This is a genomic window from Ruegeria sp. HKCCD6157, from assembly GCF_013110685.1.
GTDB lineage: Bacteria > Pseudomonadota > Alphaproteobacteria > Rhodobacterales > Rhodobacteraceae > Ruegeria.
The window spans coordinates 909,719-934,453 of record NZ_WVRB01000001.1 but is presented as its reverse complement, the minus strand read 5'-3'; the positions used below and the strand labels follow the sequence as shown (position 1 = coordinate 934,453).

The following is a 24,735-nucleotide window of genomic DNA, read 5'->3' as shown; positions in this document are numbered from 1 at the left end:
ACACATGCTGACACAAGATCAGATTGGCAAGTTCCAGACCGATGGATACCTCGTGGTCGAGGATGTAATTCCCGGCAATGTCCTGGATCGGGTGCAGTCCGAATACTCGGATGTCCTGAACCGGCTATATGACGGTTGGTACGACAAAGGGCTGGTCAAGGACGAACCGTCCGGGATGTCCTTCTGGGACAAACTCCTGTCCGCCTATCAGGCCGGTTGCGACTATTTTCAGCCATTGGACATCTCATTGCCCGGCGACCGGATCATGGCTGACACACCTTTCCATATTGGGCCCGCCGTGTTCGACTTGCTGACGGCCCAACCCATGCTGGACATCGTTGAGCAGTTGATCGGGCCAGAGTTGGTCAGCAATCCGATCCAGCACGTTCGGCTGAAGCCCCCTGCCCTCAAGCTGTCCAAGGACGAGGTGCGGGCGCATATCACCGCAACGGACTGGCATCAGGACCGGGCAGTTGCGTTGGAGGATGCGGACCAGACCGACATGGTCACGGTTTGGATCGCCGTCAACGATGCAACGGTCGAAAACGGCTGCCTGCAAGTGCTGCCAAAGGCACAGGACCAATCCATCCTGCCGCATTGTGCGCGGACGCAGACAGGCATTGCCGGCGGGTTCATTGACGAAGACCGCGCCCTGCCCCTGCCTGTCAAGGCGGGCGGGATCATCCTGTTTCACCCTCTGACACCACATGCGTCACTGGTCAATGAAACGGATCGGTTCCGCTGGTCGTTCGACATCCGCTTCAGTGCAGCAGACCAACCCACCGGTCGAGACCATTTCCCAAGCTTCATCGCGAGGTCCAGATCGCGCCCCGAAACCGAGCTGCGGGATTGGCGTGTCTGCAAGTCAAATTGGGAGGCGGCGCGGGCAAGGCTGTCCGGGCAACCGCACATAGATATTCACCGGTGGACATCGGACTCGCCCTTTTGCGCTTAGATCCGGCTACCAGGAAAGCTGATTATGATTTTTGTACGTTTAGATCGAACGGATAGCGTGGTGGTTGCAACTCGGCCTCTGGAGGCCGGCAGTTTGGTCGAGGATGTCACGACCAATGCGCGCATCCCCTCGGGCCACAAGGTCGCCACGCAGATGATTGTACCGGGCGATCCGGTGAGAAAATATGCCCAGATCATTGGTTACGCGACCCAAATGATCCACCCCGGCGATCATGTGCATACCCACAATGTCGAGTTCCGCAACACCAGCGTGGACTATGAGTTTGCGACGGATCACAGGCCTATGAGACCCGCCGCTTCGGTCGATACGTTCATGGGCTACCACCGGGACAACGGTCGGGTCGGTACGCGCAATTACATTGCGGTTCTGACCACCGTGAACTGTTCGGCGACGGCGGCTCGCATGATCGCCAATCACTTCACGCCGGACAAGCTGGCCGAGTATCCAAATGTCGACGGCGTGGTGGCTTTTGTCCACGGAACAGGCTGCGGAATGGCCGATTCAGGCGACGGTTTCGAAGCTCTTCAACGGGTCATGTGGGGGTTTGCCAAACATCCCAATCACGCTGCCGTTCTGATGGTCGGTCTGGGCTGCGAGATGAACCAGATCGACTGGCTGCTGGACGCGTATGGGCTGAAGCAGAACCCCACTTTCCAGACGATGAACATCCAGAACATCGCCGGACTGCGCCGGACCGTGGAAATGGGCATCACCAAGATTAATCAGATGCTTCCCATTGCCAATGAGGCGCGGCGCAGCGAAGCCCCTGCGTCCGAATTGATGGTTGCGCTACAATGCGGTGGATCGGACGCCTGGTCCGGAGTGACCGCGAACCCGGCGCTTGGACGCGCCTGCGATCTGTTGGTCGCCCAAGGCGGCACGGGTGTCTTGGCGGAGACGCCGGAGATTTACGGAGCCGAACACCTTTTGACCCGCCGTGCCCTTGATCGCGCAACCGGGGAAAGGCTGATCGGACTGATCGATTGGTGGCAGGACTACACCGCCCGCAATCACGGTTCGATGGACAACAACCCAAGCCCCGGCAACAAACAAGGGGGTCTGACGACCATCCTTGAGAAATCGCTGGGGGCGGCGGCAAAGGGCGGAACCAGCCCTTTGACCGGTGTGTTCAAGTACGCCGAACCCATCACCGCCAAGGGCTTCACCTTTATGGACAGCCCCGGATATGACCCGGCCTCGGTGACAGGGCAGATCGCGGCCGGGTGCAACCTTGTGTGCTTCACCACGGGGCGCGGCTCTGCATTTGGATCGAAACCGGCGCCCACGCTAAAAATCGCCACCAATTCGGAATTGGCAGCGCGCATGCCTGAAGACATGGACGTTGATGCGGGCGACATCCTGACCAAAAGTGTCAGCGTCGAAGAAAAAGGACAGGAAATATACCGACGACTGCTCCAAGTCGCCTCGGGTGAGCAAACCAAGTCCGAGGCGCAGGGCTTGGGTGATTACGAATTCGTTCCCTGGCAGATCGGAGCGGTGATTTGAAACGGATCCTTGTAGCCGGCGGCGGGTTGATAGGTATCCGCCACGTGCGCGCCGTGATTGAGCATCCCGGCTGCACGTTGGTCGGGTTGGCCGATCCAGACGGCTCGATCCAGATCGACGCGCCGCGTTTTGCCAGTATGGACGAGGTGCGGGACCCGGTGGATGGCGTCATCATTGCAACGCCGACCCGCCTGCATGCCGAACATGGCATTCTGGCCGCATCCCGCGGTTGGCACATGCTGATCGAAAAGCCGGTTGCCGCGTCGGTCGATGATGCCCTGCGCCTGAAGACGGCCGTTCGTCAAGCCGAAGTCCGCAGTCTGGTGGGGCACCACCGGCGGTATCACAGCACCTTGCAGCACCTGAAAAAAGTGATCGAGAAAGGTGCGATCGGACAAGTCATCAACGTCTCGTTGTTGTGGGCCATGCGCAAGCCCGAAAGCTATTTCGAACAGAACTGGCGGACTTCGGATGGCAGCCCGGTCCTGATCAACCTGGTGCATGATATCGATGTCCTGCGCTTTGTGATCGGAGAAATCTCGGATGTCGTCGCACTGCCCGGCGCGTCGATCCGCGGATCGGATCGGATAGAAAGCGGCGCGGTCGCGATTGCGTTCGAAAACGGCGCGACGGGCGCCATCAGCTTTGCTGACACCGCGCCCAGTCCCTGGGGGTTTGAAGCCGGAACCGGCGAAAATCCGAACATCGGCACGACCCACCAGGACATGATGTGGATCACGGGAACCAGCGGCGCTGTCAGTTTTCCCTCCATGACCCTGTGGCGCGGAAATGATTGGAGTACTGCGGCCCAAAAAAGCCAACTTACACGACCGGAACAGCAACGCGCACCGCTGGAGGCGCAACTGGATCACTTTCTTGACGTGATCGACGGCGCGTCTCCACTGATCGACGTCGAGGATGCGGCCCGGACGCTCGAAGTCACATCAAGGATCGAAATGGGGCTTAAGGCGCGATCAGCTCGAGTGCGGGCGCCGGCCTGATGTACATGCGGTCCGGCAATATACCTGCCACTCAAGAACCAGCGATTGTCCTCCGGGCGAATTAGCATCCAAACCGCGAAACCGCACACACCAGACACAAGAATGAAAACCAGACGCATTCACGGAAAGGGAAACCAATGAGCAAACCATCAATCGGGTTTATCGGCCTGGGTCTCATGGGCGGAGCCATGGTGAGCCGGCTGTTGGACCAGGGATACTCGGTCACGGTCCTGGGGAACCGCGACCGCACACATCTGGACGCCGCCATTGACCGAGGAGCTCGCGAGGCGCAAAACGCCCGGGAACTGGCTCAGGCCAGCGACATCGTGATGCTGTGCATGGGAACCTCTGAACAGGTCGAAGGCCGTATGCGCGGCGCTGATGGAGTGATCGCGGGATTGAAACCCGGGGCGATCGTCATCGACTTTGGCACCTCACTTCCGGGCAGCACGCGCGCGCTGGCCAAGGAGGTTGCCGCAGCCGGCGGAAGCTATCTTGATGCTCCGCTTGGCCGGACGCCCTCGCACGCGCTGGAAGGCAAGCTCAACATCATGACTTCCGGCGACAAGGAGGCCTTTGACAAGGCCGAGCCGACACTAAAGGACCTGGGCGAGAACGTCTTTTACCTTGGCCCGGTCGGATCGGGACATACCATCAAACTGATCAACAACTTCTTCGGAATGACCGTTGCGAACGCGATGGCCGAAGCCTTTGCCATGGCTGATATCACCGGCGTTGACCGCAAGCAGCTGTATGACGTAATGGCCGCAGGGCCGCTGCATTCCGGAATGATGGATTTCGTCAAGGCCTACGGTGTCGAGAATGATCCAAACCAGCTGGCCTTTGCCATCAAGAACGCTGCAAAAGACCTTGGGTACTATGATCGAATGGCGCGCGAGGCAGGCGTTTCAAGCGTGATGTCGCAGGGTGCGCTTTCGGCGCTGAAGGACGCGCGTGACCACGGTCAGGCGGATGACATGGTCAGCCAGATGGTTGACTACTACGTCAAGCGTTTCAACACCTAATCGATGGGCGTCACCGCCAACCCCACTGCGGACCTGCCGCGCCTTGGCATCGTGCTGATGCTGATGGCGTGGCTGATCTTTTCGCTGGTGGACCTTGGGGCCAAGTGGTTGGCGTTGGCCGGCGTGCCGGCATTTCAGTTGGCGTTCATGCGCTATGCGGGGCACTTCGTGATCTCGGTGGGCGTGATCGCCAAGGGCGGGATCGAGGCTGGCCGGTTCAAGACGGACCACCCTTGGCAGGTGATAAGCCGGGCCTTGTTGCTGATCTCGGCGACCGTTTTCAATTTCTATGCCCTGCGGTTTTTGCCTCTGACCGTCGTATCGGCAATCATGTTTTCCAGCCCGGTCATCGTGTGCTTCCTGTCCGTCTTCGTGTTGAAAGAAAGCGTGGGCCCATGGCGTTGGGCGGCCATCATCCTGGGCTTTCTGGGGGTGTTGGTTGTCGTGCGGCCGTTTGGTTCGGCCTTTCATCCAACCATGTTGCTGATCGTCTACAACGCCACGGCGTTGGCCCTGTACTCGATCATGACTCGCAGGCTGTCCGGAGTTGTTGCGGTGGACACCATGCAATTCTACCTCGGGCTTACCGGGACTGTGGTTCTGTTACCCTTCGCCCTCTGGTTCTGGGTCCAGCCGGAAAACACCTGGAGCCTGATTGTCCTGATCGGCCTTGGCGTCTTTGGCTGGGGCGGGCATCAACTGCTGACGAACGCGCATCGGTTCGGAACGGCCAACCAGTTGATGCCATTCACCTATTCGTTCCTAGTCTATGTTGCGATTTGGGGCTATCTGTTCTTTGACACGGTACCGGATGCATTCACGTTGGCAGGAGCTGCGCTGATCATGGTCGCCGGTCTCATCATCTGGAAAAGAGAAAAGAAATGACGCGAATTGCCTGCATCGGCGAAGCAATGATCGAATTGTCCATGCTGGAAACCGGCGCACAGGTAGGAGTCGCGGGGGATACGCTGAACACAGCCATCTACATGCGCCGCGCAGCTCCTGACCTGCAGGTGGAGTATGTGACATGTCTGGGTGACGACCCGTTTTCGGGGCGCATCGCGGACTTCATCGACAGCCATCGCATCGGGACATCCGGCATCCGCATCATTCCGAACGCCTCTCCTGGATTATACGCAATCACGACATCCGCGGACGGTGAACGCAGCTTTACCTATTGGCGCAGTGAGGCGGCCGCCCGCCAGCTTTTTACCGATCACGATTTCGGCTCGTTGAACGGTTATGACGTGCTGTACTTGTCGGGTATTTCTGTGGCCATTCTTCCGCATACGGTTCGGCTTGCACTTCTGGACTGGCTCGAAGGTTCTTCCGTCCGGTTGGTCTATGATAGCAACTTTCGTCCGCGTCTTTGGGACAGCGGTGAACACGCCCGGCAGATCAACCAGCGGCTTTGGCGGCGTGCTGACATTGCCCTGCCATCCATCGACGACGAGATGGCACTGTTCGGGGAAAGCGCGGATCAGGTGGCAGCACGCTTTGCCGTCCATCACGGCATCGGTGCGTTGAAACGCGGAGAGAATGGCCCTCTGTCCATCGGTCAGAACATTGAACAAACCTATGAACCTGCCAAGAGCGTACTGGATACCACAGCAGCGGGCGACAGTTTCAACGGTGGGTACCTCGCGGCCTTGCTGACCGGGAAATCACAGGCCGAGGCCCTGATGGCTGGACACAATCTGGCATCCACCGTTGTTCAGTTCCGCGGCGCCATCATTCCAGGATAAGTGGCGCGAGGTCTTCGGCGCCGACAAGACGCAAAAGCGGCACTAGCGGATCTTTCTGCTTTACCGCCGCGGCAATATCCGACGCGCAAGGATCGTTCAGCGCCCTGCCCTTGGCGGTCTCGGACGTGCAATAGGAAATCCAGGCCCGCACCCCCGCGATCACCGCCTGAGACCCGGTTTCACGGAGTGTGGGAATAAACCGATAGGGCAGCTTTTGGCTGCCATCCATCGCTATTTGGTCCAAACGGTGCGCCAGCTCGGGGTTTTCAAACCGGCGCAACAGAGCCTCAGCATAGTCCATGATCTGCGCTTGCAGCGCAGCGGGCAGCGTTGCGCCCGCATCCTTCATCAACCCGGAAACCAGCGGGCGCAAGACCGGGTCTCGAACCGCTTCGTGAACGTAGGTCAGGCCCCGATCCAAACCTGCATAAGCCAACAGGGAATGGGCACCGTTCAACATGCGCAGCTTTCGCATCTCGTGCGGGGCCACATCATCGACCAGTTGCACACCCGGCCAATCCGGGTGCGGACCGGCGAAACTGTCTTCGATCACCCACTCCGAGAACGCCTCGGTCGGAACAGCCATAGGATCGCCGCTGATTGCGCGAACGGCGTCCGTGGTAGCCGGGGTGATCCGGTCGACCATCGCGTTGGGAAAGCGAACGGCACCCCAATCCACGTCCAGACCAGCTGCTTCGGCAAAATCGGCAACTGCCGTTGCGAGCGTTTTGCCATTTTCCATGCGGTTGTCGCAGCTTAGCACCGTCACAGGTTTGCGTCGTTCCGCAAGGCCAAAAGCCAAAAACCCGATCAGAGTCGCGGGCCCCTGCCCTGCCAGATCGGCGGCAATCGACGGGTCCTGGAGGTTCAGCTTGCCCGCGGCATCCAGATGATAACCTTTCTCGGTGACGGTCGCCGAGATAATCTCGGCATCCGCCATCGCGTCTAATACCGCTGCACGATCCTCGGGCGCGACCAGAACGTCCCGCAGAGCCTTGATGCGCCGGACGCCCTGCCCCTGTACGCACAGGTCGTACTCGAAACCCTGACGGGCCAATCCATCCCGAACCGAGGATGAACGCAGGCTGACGCCGACAACGTCCCATCCGCCCGCTTGATCGGTGTAGTCCAGCAAATGCGCCCGGGCAAAGTTTCCAAGGCCGAAATGAAGAATTGTACCCATCTAGCTTTGCAACCCGTAAACCTGTTTCGCCAGATCAACCGCCAGCAACCGCGCAAGATGCTCGGCACTGTCCCGACTGAAGCAACCGCGCGCAACCTGCTCGGCCAGATGAATCGCCACTCCCCGCCGCCAAAGGTCGTGTCGTGCAGGAATGGACAGAAAGGCTCGCGTGTCGTCATTGAATCCGGCCAGGTTGAAATATCCGGCCGTTTCAACAACCTGATCGAAATACCGCGCAATCCCGGCTGGGCTGTCATGGAACCACCAAGGCGGCCCGATCCGAAGGCACGGCCAATGTCCCGCCATCGGGGCCAGTTCACGGGCATAGGTGCTTTCGTCCAGTGTAAACAGAATGATGCGCAGTTCCGCCGTGTTTCCGACCCGGTTCAACAGTGCCTCAAGGCCCGTGACCCAGTCCATCGCTATTGGAATGTCGGCCCCCTTATCCCGTCCGAAGTCCCGCATTACAGCGGGGTTCGTGTTGCGCTTGCTCCCAGCATGTATCTGCATGATAAGACCATCATCGACAGACATCTGTGCCATTTCGATCAGCATATGCCCATAGAACCGGCGAGCATCCTGTTCGGTCCCTTCCGTCCGTCTCAGCCGCTGGTACATCGCATCCGGATCTTCCAGCCACTCGGTCTGCACGCGTTCGATACCGTGGTCGGTGGCTGTACAGCCCAGCTGGATGAAATAAGCCCGCCGCATCCGCAGCGCGTTGAGGTAGCCATCATAGCTGCCCAGATCGCAACCTGTCAGTTCACCCAACTTGTTCAGGTTCTGTACGAACTCCGGATCCGCCCCATCCAAAACCCCGTCTGGGCGGAACGTCGGAACAACCCGCCCGCCCCAACCGCTTGCACGGATCTCCTGATGCTCCACGAGGCCGTCGAGAGCGGAATCCGTGGTAGCCAGAACCTCGATCCCAAACCTGTCGAACAAAGCCCTCGGGCGAAATTCGGGTTGCGCAAGCTTTTCTGAGATCTTGTCATAGATCAGGTCTGCCGTGCGCGAAGACAACTCGTCAGAAACGCCCAGCGTTTCATGCAGCACGTAGTTCATCCAGATCCGGGATGGCGTTCCCAGAAACAGATGCCAGTGCTCGGCAAAGGTGCGGAACACGGCGCGAGGATCCTTCTTTCGCCCCTCTTCCCCAACGCCGAGTTCTGACAAGGGAACGCCCTGCGAATAGAGCATACGGAACACGTAATGGTCGGGAACCACCAGCAGTTCTGCGGGGTTGGGAAACGGCGCATCGGTTGCAAACCAACCCGGATCGCAGTGACCATGCGGAGACACGATCGGCAGGTCTTTGATGCCCAGATACAGGTCTTCTGCCATCCCATTCAAATTACCAGTCAATTCTGCCTCCGATACTGCCGCCCGAAATTGTTAACACAGTTTTTAATGGTTGCATCTTTCCCGTTCGAACCCGCAGACTGACCGGGTGATCCGGGGGATTGAATGAATATTGCGCTGATTGGTTTGGGGATGGTTTCTGGCACGCATGTCGCCGCCATTCGGACATCGGAACAAGGCCTCAGTCTTGCCGGCGTCCTCGGGCGCAATCCTGAAAAAACAGTTGAGTTCGCGCGGCGAAACGATACCCGCGCATTCGGCTCGGTCGAGGAAATCGCAAACGACCCAAACGTTGACTTTGCGATCATCGCAACCCCGCCCGATCAGCGCACAGAGTTGGTGCGGGTTCTTTCGACCGCTTCGAAACCGATCCTGATGGAAAAACCCATCGAAAGAACGCTGGACGCCGCGACAGCCATTGTCGAGCAGTGCGAGATGTCTGGCGTGCCGCTGGGCATCGTCTTTCAGCACCGCGCCCGCGCTGCCTCGCAGGCGCTGAAATCAGCCATCGAACAGGACGAGTTGGGCGCGATCGCCACGGTCGAGATCCGTGTCCCCTGGTGGCGCGATCAAAGCTACTATGACGAACCGGGTCGCGGCACTTATGCACGCGACGGTGGCGGCGTCATGATCTCGCAGGCAATCCACACGCTTGACTTAGCGATGTGGATGCTGGGGCCGATCTCGGACATTCAGGCCGTGATGAGGAAAACTCCACTACACGATCTCGAGGCCGAGGATTGGGCAGGTGCAGTCTTTGAAATGGGTAACGGCGCGGTAGGCACGTTGATGGCAACCACCGCCGAATTTCCCGGGTCTGCTGAGTCCATCACGATCCAGGGCACCCTAGCCAAAGCGCATCTGGAGTCAGGTGCCCTGACCGTGACCACTTTCGACGGCCGGGAATCCACGGTCGGCGAGACCGCCGCCACAGGCGGAGGGGCCGATCCCATGGCGTTCACACATGCCTGGCACCAGGCGGTCATCGAGGACTTCGCCAAGGCCGTTTCCAGTGGAACGCTGCCCATGGCCACCGGACACAGTGCCCTTTTGACACACGCCGTCATAGACGCGATGCAGATCGCCAATCGAACCGGCCAGAAAACACGAGTCATCGCATGAGCCTGACCTGCGTCGCCCTTGGCCTGGACCACCGCCATATCTATGGCATGACAGAAAACATGCGCAAAATCGGCGTGGACTGCGTTGGCTATTGGACACAAGGCGATCCGGAAACGCTGGCGGGCTACGTCAAAAGGTTTCCCGATATTCCGCGGCTGGCCCGACTGGAAGACGCCCTGACCTGCGGGGCGGATCTCGCGCTGATTTCGTCAATACCGGCAGATAGGGCCGCGTTGACGATCCGCGCCATGCAGAATGGCATGGATGTCATGAGCGACAAGCCGGGCTGCACGACGTTCGAACAACTCGACCAGATCAAGCAAACGGTCGCGGACACCGGTCGCATCTGGTCGGTGAACTTCTCCGAACGGTTCGAAACGCCCGTCAGCACCCCGGCGACCGAGCTGGTCGAGGCCGGTGCCATCGGGCGCGTGATCCAGACGGTCGGGCTTGGCCCACACCGATTGAACCGGGCAACCCGGCCGGAATGGTTTTTTCAGCGTGACCGCTATGGCGGCATTCTGACCGACATCGCCTCTCATCAGATTGATCAGTTCCTGCATTATACAGGTTCGAAAACCGCAGAAATCACGAACGCCTATGTGGCGAACTATGCAAACCCTCAAGATCCCGGACTGCAGGATTTCGGCGAGGTCAATCTGCGCAGCGAGAATGGCACTGGGTACATCAGGGTTGACTGGTTCACGCCGGATGCCTTGCCGAACTGGGGGGATGGTCGTCTGACGATCCTGGGCACCGAAGGATATATCGAGTTGCGGAAATACGTCGATGTGGGCGGAGCCGTAGGGACAGATCATCTGATCCTCGTCAATGGTGAAACCTGCCAAAAGATTGACGCCTCCGACGCCGGCCTTCCCTACTTTGCGCGCCTGGCCGATGACATTCGCAACCGGACTGAAACCGCAATGACGCAGACCCACTGCTTTACGGTCATGGAACTGGCACTGCGCGCGCAGGAAATGGCGGAACGCAGATGATCAACGTTGCGATCCTCGGCGCAGGTATCGGTGCGCAACATCTGAGCGCACTGGAACGGCTTGACCGTACTTTCCGGGTAACCGCCGTGGTCGACCAGAATATCGACCGGATCGAACAGATACGGCAGAACTCGGGTTTTCGAGCATTGATCAACATTCAGGACGCTCTGGATGATCCGACGATTGATGTCATCGACATCTGCCTGCCGCCCCATCTGCATGTACCGACCACGCTTGCGGCACTGGCCGCAGGAAAAAACGTTGTCTGCGAAAAGCCTCTTGCGACTTCGATGCAGGATGTGGATCGGATCACAGCAGCCGCACGCAACGCGGGCAAGCATGTGTTTCCAGTCTTTCAATACCGGTGGGGTCCGTCGCTGTCTCAATTGCGCCGCTTACAACGCACAGGCCTGACCGGAGCGGTCCAAACTGCCGCGCTTGAAACCCATTGGTCCCGAGGGGCAGACTATTACGCGGTGCCGTGGCGCGGAACATGGGCCGGTGAACGCGGCGGCGCAGTGCTGGGCCACGCCATCCACAACCATGATCTGCTGACTCATATCGCAGGCGATATCGCCTGGGTGTCTGCAATGACCACAACGCGGGTCAACCCGATCGAGACCGAAGACTGCGCCGCAATCTGCTTTGGCATGAATTCCGGCGCTTTGTGCACAAGCAATATCACCCTAGGCGCCGCCACGGACGAAACCCGCCTGCGGTTCGTCTTTGAAAAGGTGACCGCCACCTCTGGCACCGAACCTTACGCTCCGGGTCAAACGCCCTGGACATTCGTCGCGCGGGACCCTGTGGATCAATCCGCTATCGACGAGGCCCTTGCAGCCGCCGCTGCCGAACCAACGGGGTTCGAAGGGTTCTTTACTGAAATCGGCAAGGCGCTGCGGTCCGAGGCAAATTCGGCCGTTACGTTGAAGGATGGCGCTGCGTCCATCGGCCTTGTGACGGCAATTTATCACGCGGCGCGCACCGGGCAGCGCGTTGCTCTTCCTATCAGGCCTGATCACCCGCTGTATGAAGGATGGCTGCCATGAAACAATGTTGGCGTTGGTTCGGACCCGATGATCCGATCGCCCTGGTCGATCTCCATCAGGTCGGGGTTCAGGGCATCGTCACCGCGCTGCATCACATCCCTCCGGGACAGCCCTGGGATGAACCAAGCATAGCCGACCGGCAGACAGTTATGGCTGCTGCCGGGTACAGTTGGGACGTTGTCGAAAGCCTGCCCGTCTCCGAGGCGATCAAGACGCAGTCCACAGACATGGCCGAGCATCTTGAGGCTTACAAATCCAGCCTCAGGGCCCTGTCCGCCCGTGGAGTCAAAGTCGTTTGCTACAACTTCATGCCAATCCTGGATTGGACGCGCACCGCCCTTCGCGCCCCGCAGCCGCATGGCGGAACGGCCATGCTGTTCGACCTGGCTGACTTTGCTGTATTTGACATACATATTCTCGAACGTCCGGGCGCGCCCGAAGACTATTCCAGCGCCGTCCAGCAAACGGCCAAGGATCGCTTCTTGCACATGTCGGATGAATCCAAAGCCCAGTTACAGCACAATGTCACTGCGGGATTGCCCGGCGCCAACGATCAGTGGAGCGTGCAGGACGTGCGCGCTTTGTTGCAGACATATGCGCATATCGACCGTGACCGGCTGCGCGCAAACCTTGTCGATTTCCTGTCCGAGGTCGCTCCGGTGGCCCAAGAACTGGGGCTGCGCTTGTGCTGCCATCCTGATGACCCGCCATTCTCGTTGCTTGGCCTGCCGCGGATCATGTCCAGGTCCGATGACTACGGCGCCGTTTTGGATGCCGTTGATATACCGTCGAATGGCGCAACGTTGTGTACCGGGTCTCTGGGTGTTTCCCCGGAATTCGATGGGCCGGATTTCGTGCGCCGGCATGGCGGCCGGATTCACTTTGTTCACTTGCGAAATACCCGACGCATCGCGGGGTCGGACAGACAGAAGCCGGGTTTCTATGAGGCTCCGCATCTGGAGGGCGACACCGACATGGTCGGCACCATTCGCGCTTTGATGAACGAACAGCGCCGCCGCAAATCCCAAGGGCGGGACGACTGGCAAATTCCTATGCGGCCCGACCACGGACAAGAACTCCTGAGCGATCTGGGCGGACACAGCACTCCTGGCTATCCACTGATCGGTCGAATGCGCGGGCTGGCGGAATTGCGCGGCATCATGGCGGCATTCTCGTAACGCGTCGGATCAGACAGTTTCTTTCCACCCGCAACACTTCTTTGCTTGCCTGAGCGCCGCATTCTTCGTTTACTTACGGTACGTAAACGGGCAGCGGGGTGTCTTCCGGACTCGCCCGACGTCTGCTCAAGACGCGTGAAACTCCCGCGAAAACCGATGCGATTGGGCATCATTTTTCGAAACGTCTGCCATACGGAAATGGCAGAAAAACGGGAGGATTCCAAATGAAAACAGCAGGCGTAATCGGTCTTGGCGACATGGGCAGCGGCCTTGCCAAGAACCTGATCAAGAATGGCTTTGAAACATCCGGTTTCGACCTGAGCGAGACACGCATGACGGCATTTACCGACATGGGCGGCCTGGCCAAGGACAGCGTGGGACAGGTCGGCCGTCATGCAGCCGCTGTGTTTGTCATGGTGATGAACGGAGATCAGGCCCGCGATGTCATTTTGGGTGAAAACGGGCTGGTTGCGAATATGGCCAAAGGCGGAACGGTCATCCTGTCGGCGACCATTACCCCGGCCGAAGCCCGCGCTATCGGGCAAGACATGGAGGGCTCGGGCATCCACCTGATCGACACGCCGGTCTCGGGTGGGTTTCCCGGCGCGCAAAACGGCACATTGACGATGATGGCTGCCGCCGCTGCGGATGTACTGGACCGAAATGCCGAAGTCATGCAGGCAGTGTCAGCAACTATTCATCGGGTCGGAGAAAACGCCGGCGACGGCCAAACCGTGAAAGCCTGCCTGCAATCCCTTATCGGATCGATCTTTTCCGCCACATTCGAGGCTGCGGCCCTGGCGGCCAAAGCCGGTGTCAGCGGTCAGGCATTGCTTGACGTGTTCTCATCCTCCAGCGCGGGGTGCGGTGTGGTGAATACCGCCCTTGAAAACATCATTGATCGCAAGTTCGAAGCCACCGGCAGCCATATCGCAACCATGCATAAGGACCTGACGATCTCTCTGGCACTGGCCGGTGCATTGGGTGTTCCCATGCACACAGCGTCATCCGCAATGCAGATCTTTCACGCCGGAAAAACCAAATACCCGAACGGCGACAATTGGGTGTGTACCCGCGTCATCGAAGAGATCGTTGGCGCAGAATTGCATCGCTGAGGGGGCTGAACATGAAACTAGGTGTGATTTGCGACGGCATTTCCCGCGATTTGCGGCATGCCGTGGACGTGATGGACGAATTCGGTCTGGACTATGCAGAGCTTCAGTTCGTTGGTGATACGGAGGTTGGGGACCATTCCCCGCAGCAAATTGCCGAGATCGACGCGCTCTTGCGTGACCGGGGCAAGCCTGTGTCCTGTCTGTCGCGCCATATCTTTGCCGGGATGACAGCTGCAAACAGGCCCGGTGACGACCTGCACACCGGGCACATGGACGCCTTGAAACGCGTAATCGACATGGCGCATGTTGTTGGGTCTCCGCTGGTTCGGATCATGACCCAACGAAAAGAGCAGATACTCTGGGGAAAAAACGGCGCCGAAAAGTGGAACGTCGCGCATGAGGTATGGGACTCGATGCCTCCGTTAATCGCGCCAGCGGTTGAGCTGGCAAGGGCCGAGGGCGTGACGTTAGTCGTAGAAACCGGAAACGGCACCCTGGTCAACTCCAACTATACAGCCCGCAAGCTGATTGACGATTTGGACGCATTAGACACTTTGAAAGTGCTGTGGGACCCCGGAAACAACTGCTGGTGCCATGAACTGGCATATCCGGACGGTTATGAAGAATTGCGCGGCGGCTATCTGGGTCACATTCACATTAAGGACGTAAAGGTCGACACACCGAGGGCAACGCTGGAAGTGCGCCGCATGGGGGAAGGTCAGCTTGCGCCTCTGTTCCAACCCATCGCCGACGCGCTCCGATCCGACGGCTATGATGGCGTGATTTCATTCGAAAGCGTTTATCATCCCGGCAACGGAAATTTCGAAGATGGGTTTCGTCTGTGCATAGACAGGTTCAAAAGCCTGTTTGCATGAAAGAAAGCTATAGAGTGTTATTAATCAGATACTTAAGCCTCAAAGTTGAATGCCGTATGGGGGGGCGGGTAGCTGGGCGCATTCGCGCAAGATCAAGGAAAGGGTCTGATGGATGAAGCAAGAGTTTTTTGAGCTGTCCATTGAAACGCCCGGCAAATCCCTCACCGACATCAGCGGGATTGTTCAGCGTGCGGTGTCCGAACATAGATTTGGCTCGGGTCTGCTGACCCTTTGGTGCGTCCACACAGGTGCCGCGCTGTTGGTGCAAGCCAATGCCGATCCCGAAGTGGTCAAGGATATCGAGACGTTCTTCGAGAAACTCGTACCCAAGTCACCAGGCAAGTATCACCACCGCCCGACCGAAGACGACAACGCCCCGTCGCATCTGCGGGCGCTGTTGACGCAAACTCAGGTATCGATCCCGGTCGAACAGGGGCAGCTTCCGCTGGGCCGCGTGCAAAGCCTGTACCTGTTCGAACATCGCGAGGCACCTAAAACCCGCCGGCTGAAGGTGCATTATATCGGGGATTGATGCCTTGGGCCCCATGGAGGGTTGACGGTGCTACCGCCCCATCCAGCCCCCGTCGACGACAAGGATTTCACCGTTGACGTAGTCCGACGCGGCAGAAGCCAGAAAGACCACCGGTCCGGCAAAATCACCAGGCGTACCCCAGCGGCCCTGAGGTGTTCGTTCCAGGATCGACTTCGACCGGACCGGATCGTCCTGCAGGGCTTGGGTATTGTCGGTCGCGATGTAACCAGGGGCGATCGCATTCACGTTCACGCCCTGCCCGGCCCATTCGTTGGCCAAAGCTTTGGTAAGCTGTCCAATCCCGCCTTTCGAGGCCGCGTAGCCCGGCACAGTGATGCCCCCCTGAAATGTCAGCAGCGATGCGGTGAAGATGATCTTCCCCGAGCCGCGTGCCAGCATGTCCTTGCCGATCTCTCGGGACAGAACGAACTGCGAGGACAGGTTCACCTCGATCACTTCGTCCCACCAGTCGTCCGGGTGTTCGGCGACGGGTTTGCGTTTGATCGTGCCGGCATTGTTGACAAGGATATCAATAGTTTGTCCGTCTGCCCTCAACTGATCAATAAACGCATGCAGCGCAGCGCGATCCGAGAAGTCGCATTGGTAAGCCCGGAAATTGCGTCCCATCGCCGTCACGGCTTCTTCGACATCAGACCCGGACAGCTCAAGCGAGGCCGACACTCCGATGATATCAGCTCCGGCCGATGCCAATGCCTCGGCCATGCCGCGCCCGATGCCGCGTTTGCACCCGGTCACAAGCGCAGTCTTTCCCGTCAGGTCGAAACTTTGCAAAACACTCATGAACGCGGTCCAACTTCGATCAGGCTTTTCATTGCGGTTGGGCTGCGATCCAGTGCTTCGAACGCAGCCTGAATGTCTGACAGAGGGCTGACGTCGGTAATCACAACATCCGCGTCCACTCCGCCCGAAGCGACAACTGCGATCGCCTTCTCGTAATCCTCAGGCTCATAGACCCGAGCACCGATCAGTTGCAGCTCTCTCCAGAAGAATTGGAACAGGTCGATCTGGGGCTTTTGGGCATGGATCGCGACCATCACGATCCGGGCCCGCGTCGCGGCAACGGCGGTCATCGCATCAACACCGGGCTGCGTTCCCGATACCTCGAAAACCACATCCGCCCCTTTGTCGCCCGTGCGCGCGTTTATTTTGGACACCAGATCGGTTTCGATTGGGTTGATCGTGTCAAAACCAAGCTTTTCAGCAATCGCCAGACGGTTCGGATTCACTTCGGAGATCACGACCTTGCCACCCGCGTCCCGCGCGACCATGGCAACCAGGATGCCGATCGGGCCGCCGCCGATGACGACAACGTCCTCGCCAGGTTGCAGGCCGGATAGCCGCACATCGTGGCAGGCAACGGCGACCGGCTCGATCAGCGCCGCGTGATCCATGCGCAAGTCATCCGGCAGAACGTGCAACGTGTGGGCCGGAACGGTCCAGATCTCTTGCATGGCGCCGTCAGTGTCGAGGCCCAGGAACTTGAGATTCTGACAAATATGCTGATGCCCTCGTTTGCAGGCTGGGCATTCTCCGCAGTGATCAAGCGGTCGGACAACGACCTTCTGGCCAGGCTTTATCGTGTCGACGCCCTCGCCCACCGCTTCGACGACACCGGACATCTCGTGCCCGATTACCCGGTTCAGACCGACACGGGCATCCATGTTACCGTGGTAGACGTGCATATCCGTCCCGCAAATCCCGCAATAGGCAACGCGAATGGCGACCTCGCCGGGGCCCGGAGCTGTCGCCGCGGCCTGTTCTACGGCAAAGCTCTTGTTGCCCCGATAATACGCCGCAGAGATCGTCTGGGTCGTCATGTATGCATCTCCTTGTGTTCCGCATTCAGTTTGTCCCAGTCGAATTCCACTCCGGTTCCCGGCGTATCCGGGGCCACGGCCAGGCAGTTTTCCACAACCAGCGGACGGGTCGTGTACTGGTCTATCGGGAATGAGTGTACTTCCAGCCACCCCGCATTGGGTTGCGCCGAAACAAGGCTGACGTGCAGCTCCTGCATGCCATGGCTACAAACCGGAATGCCATGCTGAGCGCTCAGCGCGGCCACGCGCAACCAGCCGGTGATCCCGCCGCAATTTGAGGCATCGGGCTGGATGAAACTCAGCTTCGCATCATCAAAGGCGTACTCGAATTCGTGAATGGTGTGCAGGTTTTCACCCATGGCAAGGGGAACGCCCGTGGCTTCGGCAATTCGGCCATAACCTTTGTAATCATCTGGAATAGTCGGTTCCTCGAACCACAGGATATCGCAGTCGGCGAACCCTCGGGCGGCCTCGATGGCCTGTTCGATGCTCATGGAGTAATTCGCGTCGACCATGAAGAACCGGTCCGGTCCCAGCATCTCGCGCACTGCCCGGGCACGCGCCAGATCATCGGCCAGATCCGGTTGGCCGACCTTGATCTTGACCGCGTTGAACCCACGCGCAAGGTAGCCTTCGGTCTGGCGCAGCAGTTTCTCTAACGAGAAATTCAGGTCGATCCCGCCAGCATAGGCCTTGCACTGTTTGGACGCTCCGCCGGCCATTTGCCACAGCGGTGCATTCTGCGTTCTGCCGCGAATGTCCCAAAGTGCAATATCCACGGCCGAAATAGCGAACGAGGCGATCCCGCCCCGTGCAACGTAGTGCACATGCCACTGCATGGCATCGTACAGGCTTTCGATCTGTTCGGCGTCTTGTCCAACCAGGAATGGCGCAAGGTCATGCTGGATCATCGCCAGAACGGCATGACCGCCTTTGCCGCCCGTATAGGTGTACCCAACCCCATCAACCCCATCCGACGTTTGAATGGTGACGGTGATCAATTGAAAGAACGTGTGATCCCCATGTTTGGCATCAACCAGGACTTCGGCGAGCGGGACGTTGAACAGCCGCGCTGAAACACTTTCTATGCGATTCACGAACCCAAGACCTTCTGCTGCCTGGCAATAACCCGAGACTGTAAAAGGATGACCGCAAAAAGAAAGCCTCCACGTATGACCATCTGCCAATAGGCACTGAAACTGATGGTCCCCTGACCGTTTTCAAAGTTCAGAACGTTGAAGACCAGACCCAGCAGCAGCGCGCCGGCCACCGTCGCGGGGATCGATCCCATTCCACCCGTCAACAGAGTGCCGCCCACAACGACGGATGCGATGGCCGACAATTCCCATCCGATGCCCTCAAGGGGTTGTCCGGCTCCAAAGCCCGAGGCCAGAAAGACGCCAGCCAGCCCAGCACAGCCACCCGATAGCAGGTATACGAAAGCCTTGGCCCGGTTGACTTTCAGGCCCATGAGGTTCGAGGCATCCTCGCTGCCCCCGATCGCCAACACGGTCCGCCCGATGGTTGTTCTTTCCAGCACCAGCCAAAGTGCCAGCGTCAGTCCGGCCACGATGACGATTGCCCATGGAAACAGACCGAACGCCTGTCCCATGCCAAGTTTGGTAAAGTTCGACCCCCAATCGACTGAAATTGTCTGGGCGCCCGAAATCACCAATGCGCCGCCTTTTGCGGCAAGCATCGTCGCCAGAGTGGCGATGAAGGGCGGGATGCGAAGCATGATAATGCAAAAGGCGTTGATCGCTCCGAAGCCCACCCCGGCAAGTACAGCCCCCGGCAGCGCAACCTGAATCCCGTATGGGCTGAGATAGGCCGCAACAACCGAGGTAAAGGCCGCCACGGATCCGACCGACAGATCAATCCCGCCGGTCATGATCACAAAACACATGCCAAGCGCAATCGCGATGAACATCGCGTTGTAATTCAGGAAAGACGAGAAGTTGTAGGCGCTGCCAAAGTTGTCATAGCGCATCAGCCCGAACAGGATCAAAGCCAGAAGTGCGATCCAAACCGTCACCGAGGCAGAATTGCGCCGAAGGTACTTTCGCAGGTCAAAAGCCGTTTCATCCAACATCGATCAAGCCCTCCGGAACTGCTGGACCCAAACGGCCAGGATAATGATGACGGCCTTGGCTATTAGCGCAACTTCGTCCTCTACCCCGTTGGCCAGCAACGTATATTTGACCAACTGGATTATGACGGCTCCCAGAATGGCGCCAAAGATCGGCGCCCGCCCGCCTTGTAAAAGCGCCCCGCCCACAACCGCGGCCGCGATGGCATCAAGTTCCATCAGATTGCCGTTGCGCGCAGCGTCCGAGGCCGAGTTGATCGCAACCACGATCAGACCCGCCAGGCCCGCAAGCACCGCGCAGATGACATAGGCCCCGATCTTGACCCGCCGGACAGGACCACCCGACAGATATGCCGCGCGTTCATTGCCGCCTATCGCCAGCAGGTAACGGCCCCATGTGGTTCTGGTGATCACCCAGAACAGCACACAGGCAATGGCCAGCGCCAGCCAGCCTTGAAACGGCAAGCCAAGCACTTTTCCGGTTCCAAGATAACTGAATGAAGGGTTTGAAAATGTCTGTAGGTTCCCGTTCGTCAAAACCTGGGCAATACCGCGACCAGAGATGAAGAGAATGAGCGTTGCCACAATGGGCTGAACGTTCAATATGGCAACCATCACTCCGTTGAACACCCCGCATAACCCTGCGATGAACAGCGGCAGGATAATGGCCAAAGTGACGCCGAGCATTGGATTAGCGGCTCCCAGATCCGACAGAAATATCAGCGGGGCCAGCGCCCCCGCCAGAGCCATGACCGCGCCAACCGACAGATCAATCCCACCCGTGGCGATGACCAGCGTCATACCCATGGCCACGATGGCGATCGTGGCAACCTGGCTGATATTTACGAACAAAGTTTGCAGTTGCAGGAAATTGGGGGTGAAATACGCGTTGAACACCAGCAGGGCGACCAACGCGGCGATGCCGCCGTGAAAGCGGAAGGGCATCGATGCGACCCGTTGCGGCAACTTCATTGCGCGGTCCATGAACCAGTTCCTTCTTCATGATGCGCAAGCGCGCGCACCAGTATGTTCTCGGTAATCCCGGGGTTTGTCAGTTCCTTGACCGAGTGCCCCTCGTGCATGACAACGATGCGGTCGGCGCCTTCCACCAGTTCTTCGAACTCCGAACTGATGAGGACAACGCCGAAGCCCTTTTCGACATAAGACCGAATGAACGACTGGATCTCTCGCTTGGCGCCGACATCCACACCTCGGGTCGGCTCGTCCAGTATCAGGATGTCGGGCTGCGTCGCCAGCCAGCGGGCAAGCAGCACCTTTTGCTGGTTGCCGCCGGACAACTCGCGAATGGGTTGGTCCATATGCGCTGCCTTGATGCCCAGATCGTCGATGAACGCCTGAACGATCTCGCGCTCGCGGGCAAAGTCGATCTGACCACGGCTGGCCAGCTTCGGCAGCAGGGCCAGTGTCATGTTCTCGCGCACGGACATGTCTGGAATGATCCCTTCGGTCTTGCGATCTTCGGTCAGAAAGCCAACCCCGTTTGTGATTGCGTCACCCGGACCGGACGGTTGCCCGACCGCACCGTGCAGCTCGATTGCGCCGCTGCGTGCCCCGTCTACACCGAACAAAGCGCGCGCGGCCTCGGTCCGACCCGAGCCCAGAAGCCCGCCCAGCCCAACGATTTCTCCGCGGTGGAGCGTGAGGTCAAAATGCGTCAGCCGCGGGCCTGTCGAAACAGAGTCGGCCCGCAAGACGATATCGCCTTTCTTGGCCTTTGCGCCGGCGAAATCCGTCAGACCGTCTGCCGCGATCTCGTCCTTGTTGCGGCCCAGCATGTCCGCGATCATTTCCAGTTTGGTCGTGTCCCGGACGTTGCGCGTGCTGACGGTACGCCCGTCTCGCATCGTTGTGACCCGATCGCAGATCTGGAACAGCTCATCGAGGAAATGCGAGACATACAGGACGGAAACGCCCTGTTTCTTTAACTCGCGCACTACACCGAACAGAACTTCGACTTCGCTGGCATCCAGTGACGACGTAGGTTCGTCCATGATGACCAGTTTCGCGTCCAGCGAAACGGCCCGTGCAATCGCAACCAACTGCTGGATCGCTGTCGAGAAATTTCCCAGCGGCTCGGTCACGTCGATATCTATGCCAAAGCGCGCAAGAACCTCGCGTGCGCGCCTGTTGCCCTCGCGCCAGTCGACCAGAAAGCCGAGACGTTTGGGCTCGTACCCCATGATGATGTTCTCGGTCACTGACCGCAGAGGCACCAGGTTGAGCTCTTGATAGATCGTAGCAATTCCGGATTCCTGCGCTTCGCGCGGGGTGGAAATGCGGCTTGGCAAACCGGCCAGATGGACGTCACCGACATCCCGGTCGTACACTCCGGTCAGAACCTTGATCATCGTCGATTTACCCGCACCGTTCTGGCCGATCAGCGCATGAACCTCGCCAGGTGCGATCTCAAGGCTGGCCTGGCTGAGTGCCGGTACACCGGCAAAGGACTTTTCAATTCCCGACATCGAGACGAGCGCATTCATGAGATGTCTTCCTCCGATTGCTTGCAGGCGGCGCCGACCACAGGCCAGCACCACCCACCAGGGAGAATCAATAGGCTTCGTCGATGTGATCGGCCGCATTGTCCTTGGTGAAGATGCGATCTTCGACCTTCACCCATTCCGGGATCGTCTCGCCAGCCGCGTATTTCTTCATGACTTCACAGGCCAATGGGCCAAAGAAGGGAGAGCTTTCCACCGTTACCCCCATCTTGCCATCGATAATGGCTTGAAGCGCGTCGCGTGTCCCGTCAATCGAAACGATGGTCACGTCCTCGCCGGGCTTGCGGCCAGCCAGTTCCAAGGCCTGAATCGCGCCGATCGCCATCTCGTCATTATGGGCGTAGACCACGTTCACGTCGGGATGCGCCTGAAGCAGGGTTTCCATCACCTGACGACCCAGGTCGCGCGCAAAATCACCGGTCTGAGAGGCCACGATCTCAAAGCGGTCATCCGCTGCAATCGCGTCGTCGAAACCCTTTTTGCGGTCATTTGCAGGCGAGGACCCTGTCGTGCCTTCCAACTGGACGATGATGCCTTTGTCGCCCTCGAAATTTTCCATCAGCCATTGCGCGGCCCGGTTGCCCTGATCAATAAAGTCCGATCCAAGAAATGCCACGAAATGTTCGCCTGGTTTGGCGACGGCCGGATCAACCGAGCGGTCCACCAGAAAGGTTGGGATTCCCGCAGCACGGGCCTTCATAACGGCAGGGATCAGCGGCTTTTCTTCCCGCGGGGGCAGGAACAGAACGTCGATACCTTGCGCGATCATGCTGTCCACATCCGCAACCTGCTTGGCAGCAGATCCAGCCGCATCCGTCGCGATCAGATCCCAGCCACAGGCCTCGGCCGTGTCATGGAACGATTTCGTCTCAGCAATGCGCCACGGGTTGTTCGACTCCATCTGCGCAAAGCCGACCTTGTAGCGATCCTTCTGCTCAAGCGGTGGTAGATCCTGTGCCATCGCCGTAGTGCCCAAGAGCGCACCCGCGACAACAGTCGAGATCAAAAGAGTTCTGCGTTTCATGGTTATTCCTCCTCCATTGGTGCGGTCGCCTCCATTTTGACCGCAAGTTTTCAGGTCATGCCCAATTCATGTAAGTCGTCTGTTTCCTCAGATAGCCATCGAAGCCATAAGCGCCGTCTTCACCCCCAACACCGGACAGCCCCCAACCGGTGTGAAATCCCTGCACGGCTTCGCCATTCGATCGGTTCAGGTACAATTCGCCGAATTTCAAACTGCTCGGGGCCTCCATCAATCGGCGGTGCGATGCCGTAAAGAGATAGGCAGACAGCCCGAATGAAGTGTCATTCGCATAACTTATCGCCTGATCAAAATCCTCGACTCGCATGGCTGTCGCGACGGGACCAAAGACCTCCTCTTGCATCGCGGCATTGCCGTTGTCGGAGACCTCGAGAACGGTCGGGGACATCCAGTGCCCCTTGCGATGCGCACCGTCCGTCAAGGGCCCACCTTCGAGATGGACCGTGGCACCTTCGGCGATGCTGCGTCGGATGATATTAGCGACCTTGGTCACCTCGACTTTGCTGACTTTGGGACCCAGATCGCAGTCTTCCAGGGGATCCCCGATCGACAAAGCACGGGCTGCGGACACGAATTTTTCAAGGAACTGATCCGCAATGTCGTGATGCAGATACATCCGCTCGTTGCAGGTGCAAATCTGGCCGCAATTGGCAAACCGGGCGCCAATGGCGGCCGAGACTGCGGCATCAATATCCGCATCCTCCATCACTATGAACGGAGCCTTACCGCCAAGCTCGAGCCGGACGACCTTGATCCGGTCGGCCGCGGCGCGAAATATCTCTTTCCCGGCGCGCGTGCTGCCGGTCATCGTGATCAGTGACGTATCGGGGTGTTCGACCAGCCGCTGCCCCACCACCGGCCCCTTCCCCGTCAGAACATTCAGAACACCGGGCGGAAACCCGACCTTGTCTGCAAGCTCGGCGACCGCAAGACCGGACAACGGCGTGATTTCGTGCCCCAACAGAACAACGGTGTTGCCCGCGACCAGCGCGGGTCCGACCTTCCTGGCGGCCAATGCCAAGGGGTAGTTCCAGGCCGTCAAAGCAACAACAACGCCATAAGGATGACGCCGGATCTGGATTTCCTCGGACTTGTTGTCCGATGCCACTATGTCACCCGAAATCCTCCGGGCCTCTTCAGCTGCATGGCAGAGAAAAGTGACGGCGGCATCTACTTCACCTCGGGCTTGCGAGATCGGCTTGCCCTGCTCGACCGTGATCAGAGCTGCCAGACGACCGGCGTCCGCCCGGATAGCCTCGGCGAGTTTCAAAACCAGTCGCGCCCGCTCGATCGCCGGGCGCGACGACCACGAGCCAAAAGCGCGGCGGGCCGCCTCGACCGCTGCATCCGCATGAGCGGCAGTGCCATTTGGAACTTGCGCAACGATCTCTTCATTTGCAGGGTTCTCGACATCAACCGTGCCCGCGCCAAAGTCGGCGAAGCGGCCATCGACAAACATCGAATGGCGAATGACTTGACCCAACTCCCCCACTACAGATCGCAATTTCGCCTCCCGCGCTTGCTCGGCCAAACCACAGTGGCGACCGCACCGTCGATCAAAACACTAATAATATTAT

22 protein-coding genes and 1 pseudogene are annotated in these 24,735 nt (G+C 58.9%); 13 read left to right on the top strand and 10 right to left on the bottom strand.

All coding sequences use genetic code 11. The annotated features are described in order from the left end of the window. Window positions 1-4 precede the first annotated feature (4 nt). The 6 genes and pseudogenes from GS612_RS04335 to GS612_RS04310 all read left to right on the top strand — a co-directional run bounded on the left by GS612_RS04335 (window position 5) and on the right by GS612_RS04310 (window position 6,253). Window positions 5-955 carry a phytanoyl-CoA dioxygenase family protein gene (locus tag GS612_RS04335; RefSeq protein ID WP_171639189.1) on the top strand — a complete coding sequence of 317 codons (951 nt, stop codon included), beginning with the start codon at window positions 5-7 and terminating at the stop codon, window positions 953-955. A 24-nt stretch (window positions 956-979) separates the two neighbouring features. Further along, on the top strand, window positions 980-2,482 hold the full coding sequence (locus GS612_RS04330) for a UxaA family hydrolase (RefSeq protein ID WP_171639188.1): 1,503 nt from the start codon (window positions 980-982) through the stop codon (window positions 2,480-2,482). Further along, the gene (locus GS612_RS04325; RefSeq protein ID WP_171639187.1) at window positions 2,479-3,483 is read left to right on the top strand and encodes a Gfo/Idh/MocA family protein; all 1,005 of its coding nucleotides are present in this window, start codon (window positions 2,479-2,481) and stop codon (window positions 3,481-3,483) included. Before GS612_RS04330 ends, GS612_RS04325 begins: the two co-directional genes overlap by 4 nt. Before the next feature lie 101 nt (window positions 3,484-3,584). Continuing rightward, window positions 3,585-4,508: pseudogene (locus GS612_RS04320) on the top strand (NAD(P)-dependent oxidoreductase); the annotation flags it as partial. Between the two features lie 3 nt (window positions 4,509-4,511). Next, on the top strand, window positions 4,512-5,393 hold the full coding sequence (locus GS612_RS04315) for a DMT family transporter (RefSeq protein WP_171639185.1): 882 nt from the start codon (window positions 4,512-4,514) through the stop codon (window positions 5,391-5,393). Further along, a complete protein-coding gene (locus tag GS612_RS04310) occupies window positions 5,390-6,253 on the top strand; it encodes a sugar kinase (RefSeq protein WP_171639184.1) in 864 nt (287 codons plus the stop codon). Before GS612_RS04315 ends, GS612_RS04310 begins: the two co-directional genes overlap by 4 nt. Here the strand turns inward: GS612_RS04310 and GS612_RS04305 are convergent. Continuing rightward, window positions 6,240-7,436: a mannitol dehydrogenase family protein gene (locus tag GS612_RS04305; protein WP_171639183.1), complete on the bottom strand. Its 1,197-nt coding sequence runs from the start codon at window positions 7,434-7,436 to the stop codon at window positions 6,240-6,242. The genes GS612_RS04310 and GS612_RS04305 overlap by 14 nt on opposite strands. Then, window positions 7,437-8,780 carry a glucuronate isomerase gene (gene uxaC / locus GS612_RS04300; RefSeq protein WP_171639946.1) on the bottom strand — a complete coding sequence of 448 codons (1,344 nt, stop codon included), beginning with the start codon at window positions 8,778-8,780 and terminating at the stop codon, window positions 7,437-7,439. Window positions 8,781-8,903: 123 nt separating this feature from the next. Here uxaC and GS612_RS04295 point away from each other — a divergent pair, with 123 nt between their 5' ends. The 7 genes from GS612_RS04295 to GS612_RS04265 all read left to right on the top strand — a co-directional run bounded on the left by GS612_RS04295 (window position 8,904) and on the right by GS612_RS04265 (window position 15,667). Then, window positions 8,904-9,920 carry a Gfo/Idh/MocA family protein gene (locus GS612_RS04295; RefSeq protein WP_171639182.1) on the top strand — a complete coding sequence of 339 codons (1,017 nt, stop codon included), beginning with the start codon at window positions 8,904-8,906 and terminating at the stop codon, window positions 9,918-9,920. After that, window positions 9,917-10,918 carry a Gfo/Idh/MocA family protein gene (locus GS612_RS04290; RefSeq protein WP_171639181.1) on the top strand — a complete coding sequence of 334 codons (1,002 nt, stop codon included), beginning with the start codon at window positions 9,917-9,919 and terminating at the stop codon, window positions 10,916-10,918. Before GS612_RS04295 ends, GS612_RS04290 begins: the two co-directional genes overlap by 4 nt. Then, on the top strand, window positions 10,915-11,967 hold the full coding sequence (locus GS612_RS04285) for a Gfo/Idh/MocA family protein (protein WP_171639180.1): 1,053 nt from the start codon (window positions 10,915-10,917) through the stop codon (window positions 11,965-11,967). Before GS612_RS04290 ends, GS612_RS04285 begins: the two co-directional genes overlap by 4 nt. Beyond that, window positions 11,964-13,145, top strand: a complete 1,182-nt coding sequence (uxuA, locus tag GS612_RS04280) for a mannonate dehydratase (RefSeq protein ID WP_171639179.1) — start codon at window positions 11,964-11,966, stop codon at window positions 13,143-13,145. Before GS612_RS04285 ends, uxuA begins: the two co-directional genes overlap by 4 nt. A 224-nt stretch (window positions 13,146-13,369) precedes the next feature. Then, a complete protein-coding gene (locus GS612_RS04275) occupies window positions 13,370-14,260 on the top strand; it encodes an NAD(P)-dependent oxidoreductase (protein WP_171639178.1) in 891 nt (296 codons plus the stop codon). Window positions 14,261-14,271: 11 nt separating this feature from the next. Next, window positions 14,272-15,135: a sugar phosphate isomerase/epimerase gene (locus tag GS612_RS04270; RefSeq protein WP_171639177.1), complete on the top strand. Its 864-nt coding sequence runs from the start codon at window positions 14,272-14,274 to the stop codon at window positions 15,133-15,135. 112 nt (window positions 15,136-15,247) lie between these two features. Continuing rightward, entirely contained in the window at window positions 15,248-15,667 is a 420-nt protein-coding gene (locus GS612_RS04265) for a secondary thiamine-phosphate synthase enzyme YjbQ (protein WP_152458545.1), read from the top strand. Window positions 15,668-15,697: 30 nt separating this feature from the next. On the opposite strand, the gene GS612_RS04260 is transcribed toward GS612_RS04265, so the two are convergent. From GS612_RS04260 to GS612_RS04225, 8 genes are all read right to left on the bottom strand, one after another. Further along, the gene (locus GS612_RS04260; protein WP_171639176.1) at window positions 15,698-16,468 is read right to left on the bottom strand and encodes an SDR family oxidoreductase; all 771 of its coding nucleotides are present in this window, start codon (window positions 16,466-16,468) and stop codon (window positions 15,698-15,700) included. Further along, on the bottom strand, window positions 16,465-17,505 hold the full coding sequence (locus GS612_RS04255; RefSeq protein ID WP_171639175.1) for a zinc-binding dehydrogenase: 1,041 nt from the start codon (window positions 17,503-17,505) through the stop codon (window positions 16,465-16,467). Before GS612_RS04255 ends, GS612_RS04260 begins: the two co-directional genes overlap by 4 nt. Next, the gene (locus GS612_RS04250) at window positions 17,502-18,602 is read right to left on the bottom strand and encodes a mandelate racemase/muconate lactonizing enzyme family protein (RefSeq protein ID WP_171639174.1); all 1,101 of its coding nucleotides are present in this window, start codon (window positions 18,600-18,602) and stop codon (window positions 17,502-17,504) included. The genes GS612_RS04255 and GS612_RS04250 overlap by 4 nt, the downstream gene beginning before the upstream one ends. Then, a complete protein-coding gene (locus GS612_RS04245) occupies window positions 18,599-19,597 on the bottom strand; it encodes an ABC transporter permease (protein ID WP_171639173.1) in 999 nt (332 codons plus the stop codon). Before GS612_RS04245 ends, GS612_RS04250 begins: the two co-directional genes overlap by 4 nt. Window positions 19,598-19,600: 3 nt before the next feature. Beyond that, the gene (locus tag GS612_RS04240; RefSeq protein ID WP_171639172.1) at window positions 19,601-20,578 is read right to left on the bottom strand and encodes an ABC transporter permease; all 978 of its coding nucleotides are present in this window, start codon (window positions 20,576-20,578) and stop codon (window positions 19,601-19,603) included. Next, window positions 20,563-22,098 (bottom strand): sugar ABC transporter ATP-binding protein, encoded by a 1,536-nt coding sequence (locus GS612_RS04235; RefSeq protein ID WP_253286094.1) that lies wholly within the window; start codon window positions 22,096-22,098, stop codon window positions 20,563-20,565. The genes GS612_RS04240 and GS612_RS04235 overlap by 16 nt, the downstream gene beginning before the upstream one ends. 67 nt (window positions 22,099-22,165) lie before the next feature. Further along, on the bottom strand, window positions 22,166-23,140 hold the full coding sequence (locus GS612_RS04230) for an ABC transporter substrate-binding protein (protein WP_093961695.1): 975 nt from the start codon (window positions 23,138-23,140) through the stop codon (window positions 22,166-22,168). A 55-nt stretch (window positions 23,141-23,195) separates the two neighbouring features. Continuing rightward, window positions 23,196-24,662, bottom strand: coding sequence for an aldehyde dehydrogenase family protein (locus GS612_RS04225; protein WP_216603501.1), 1,467 nt, complete (start codon window positions 24,660-24,662; stop codon window positions 23,196-23,198). Between the last annotated feature and the right edge of the window lie 73 nt (window positions 24,663-24,735).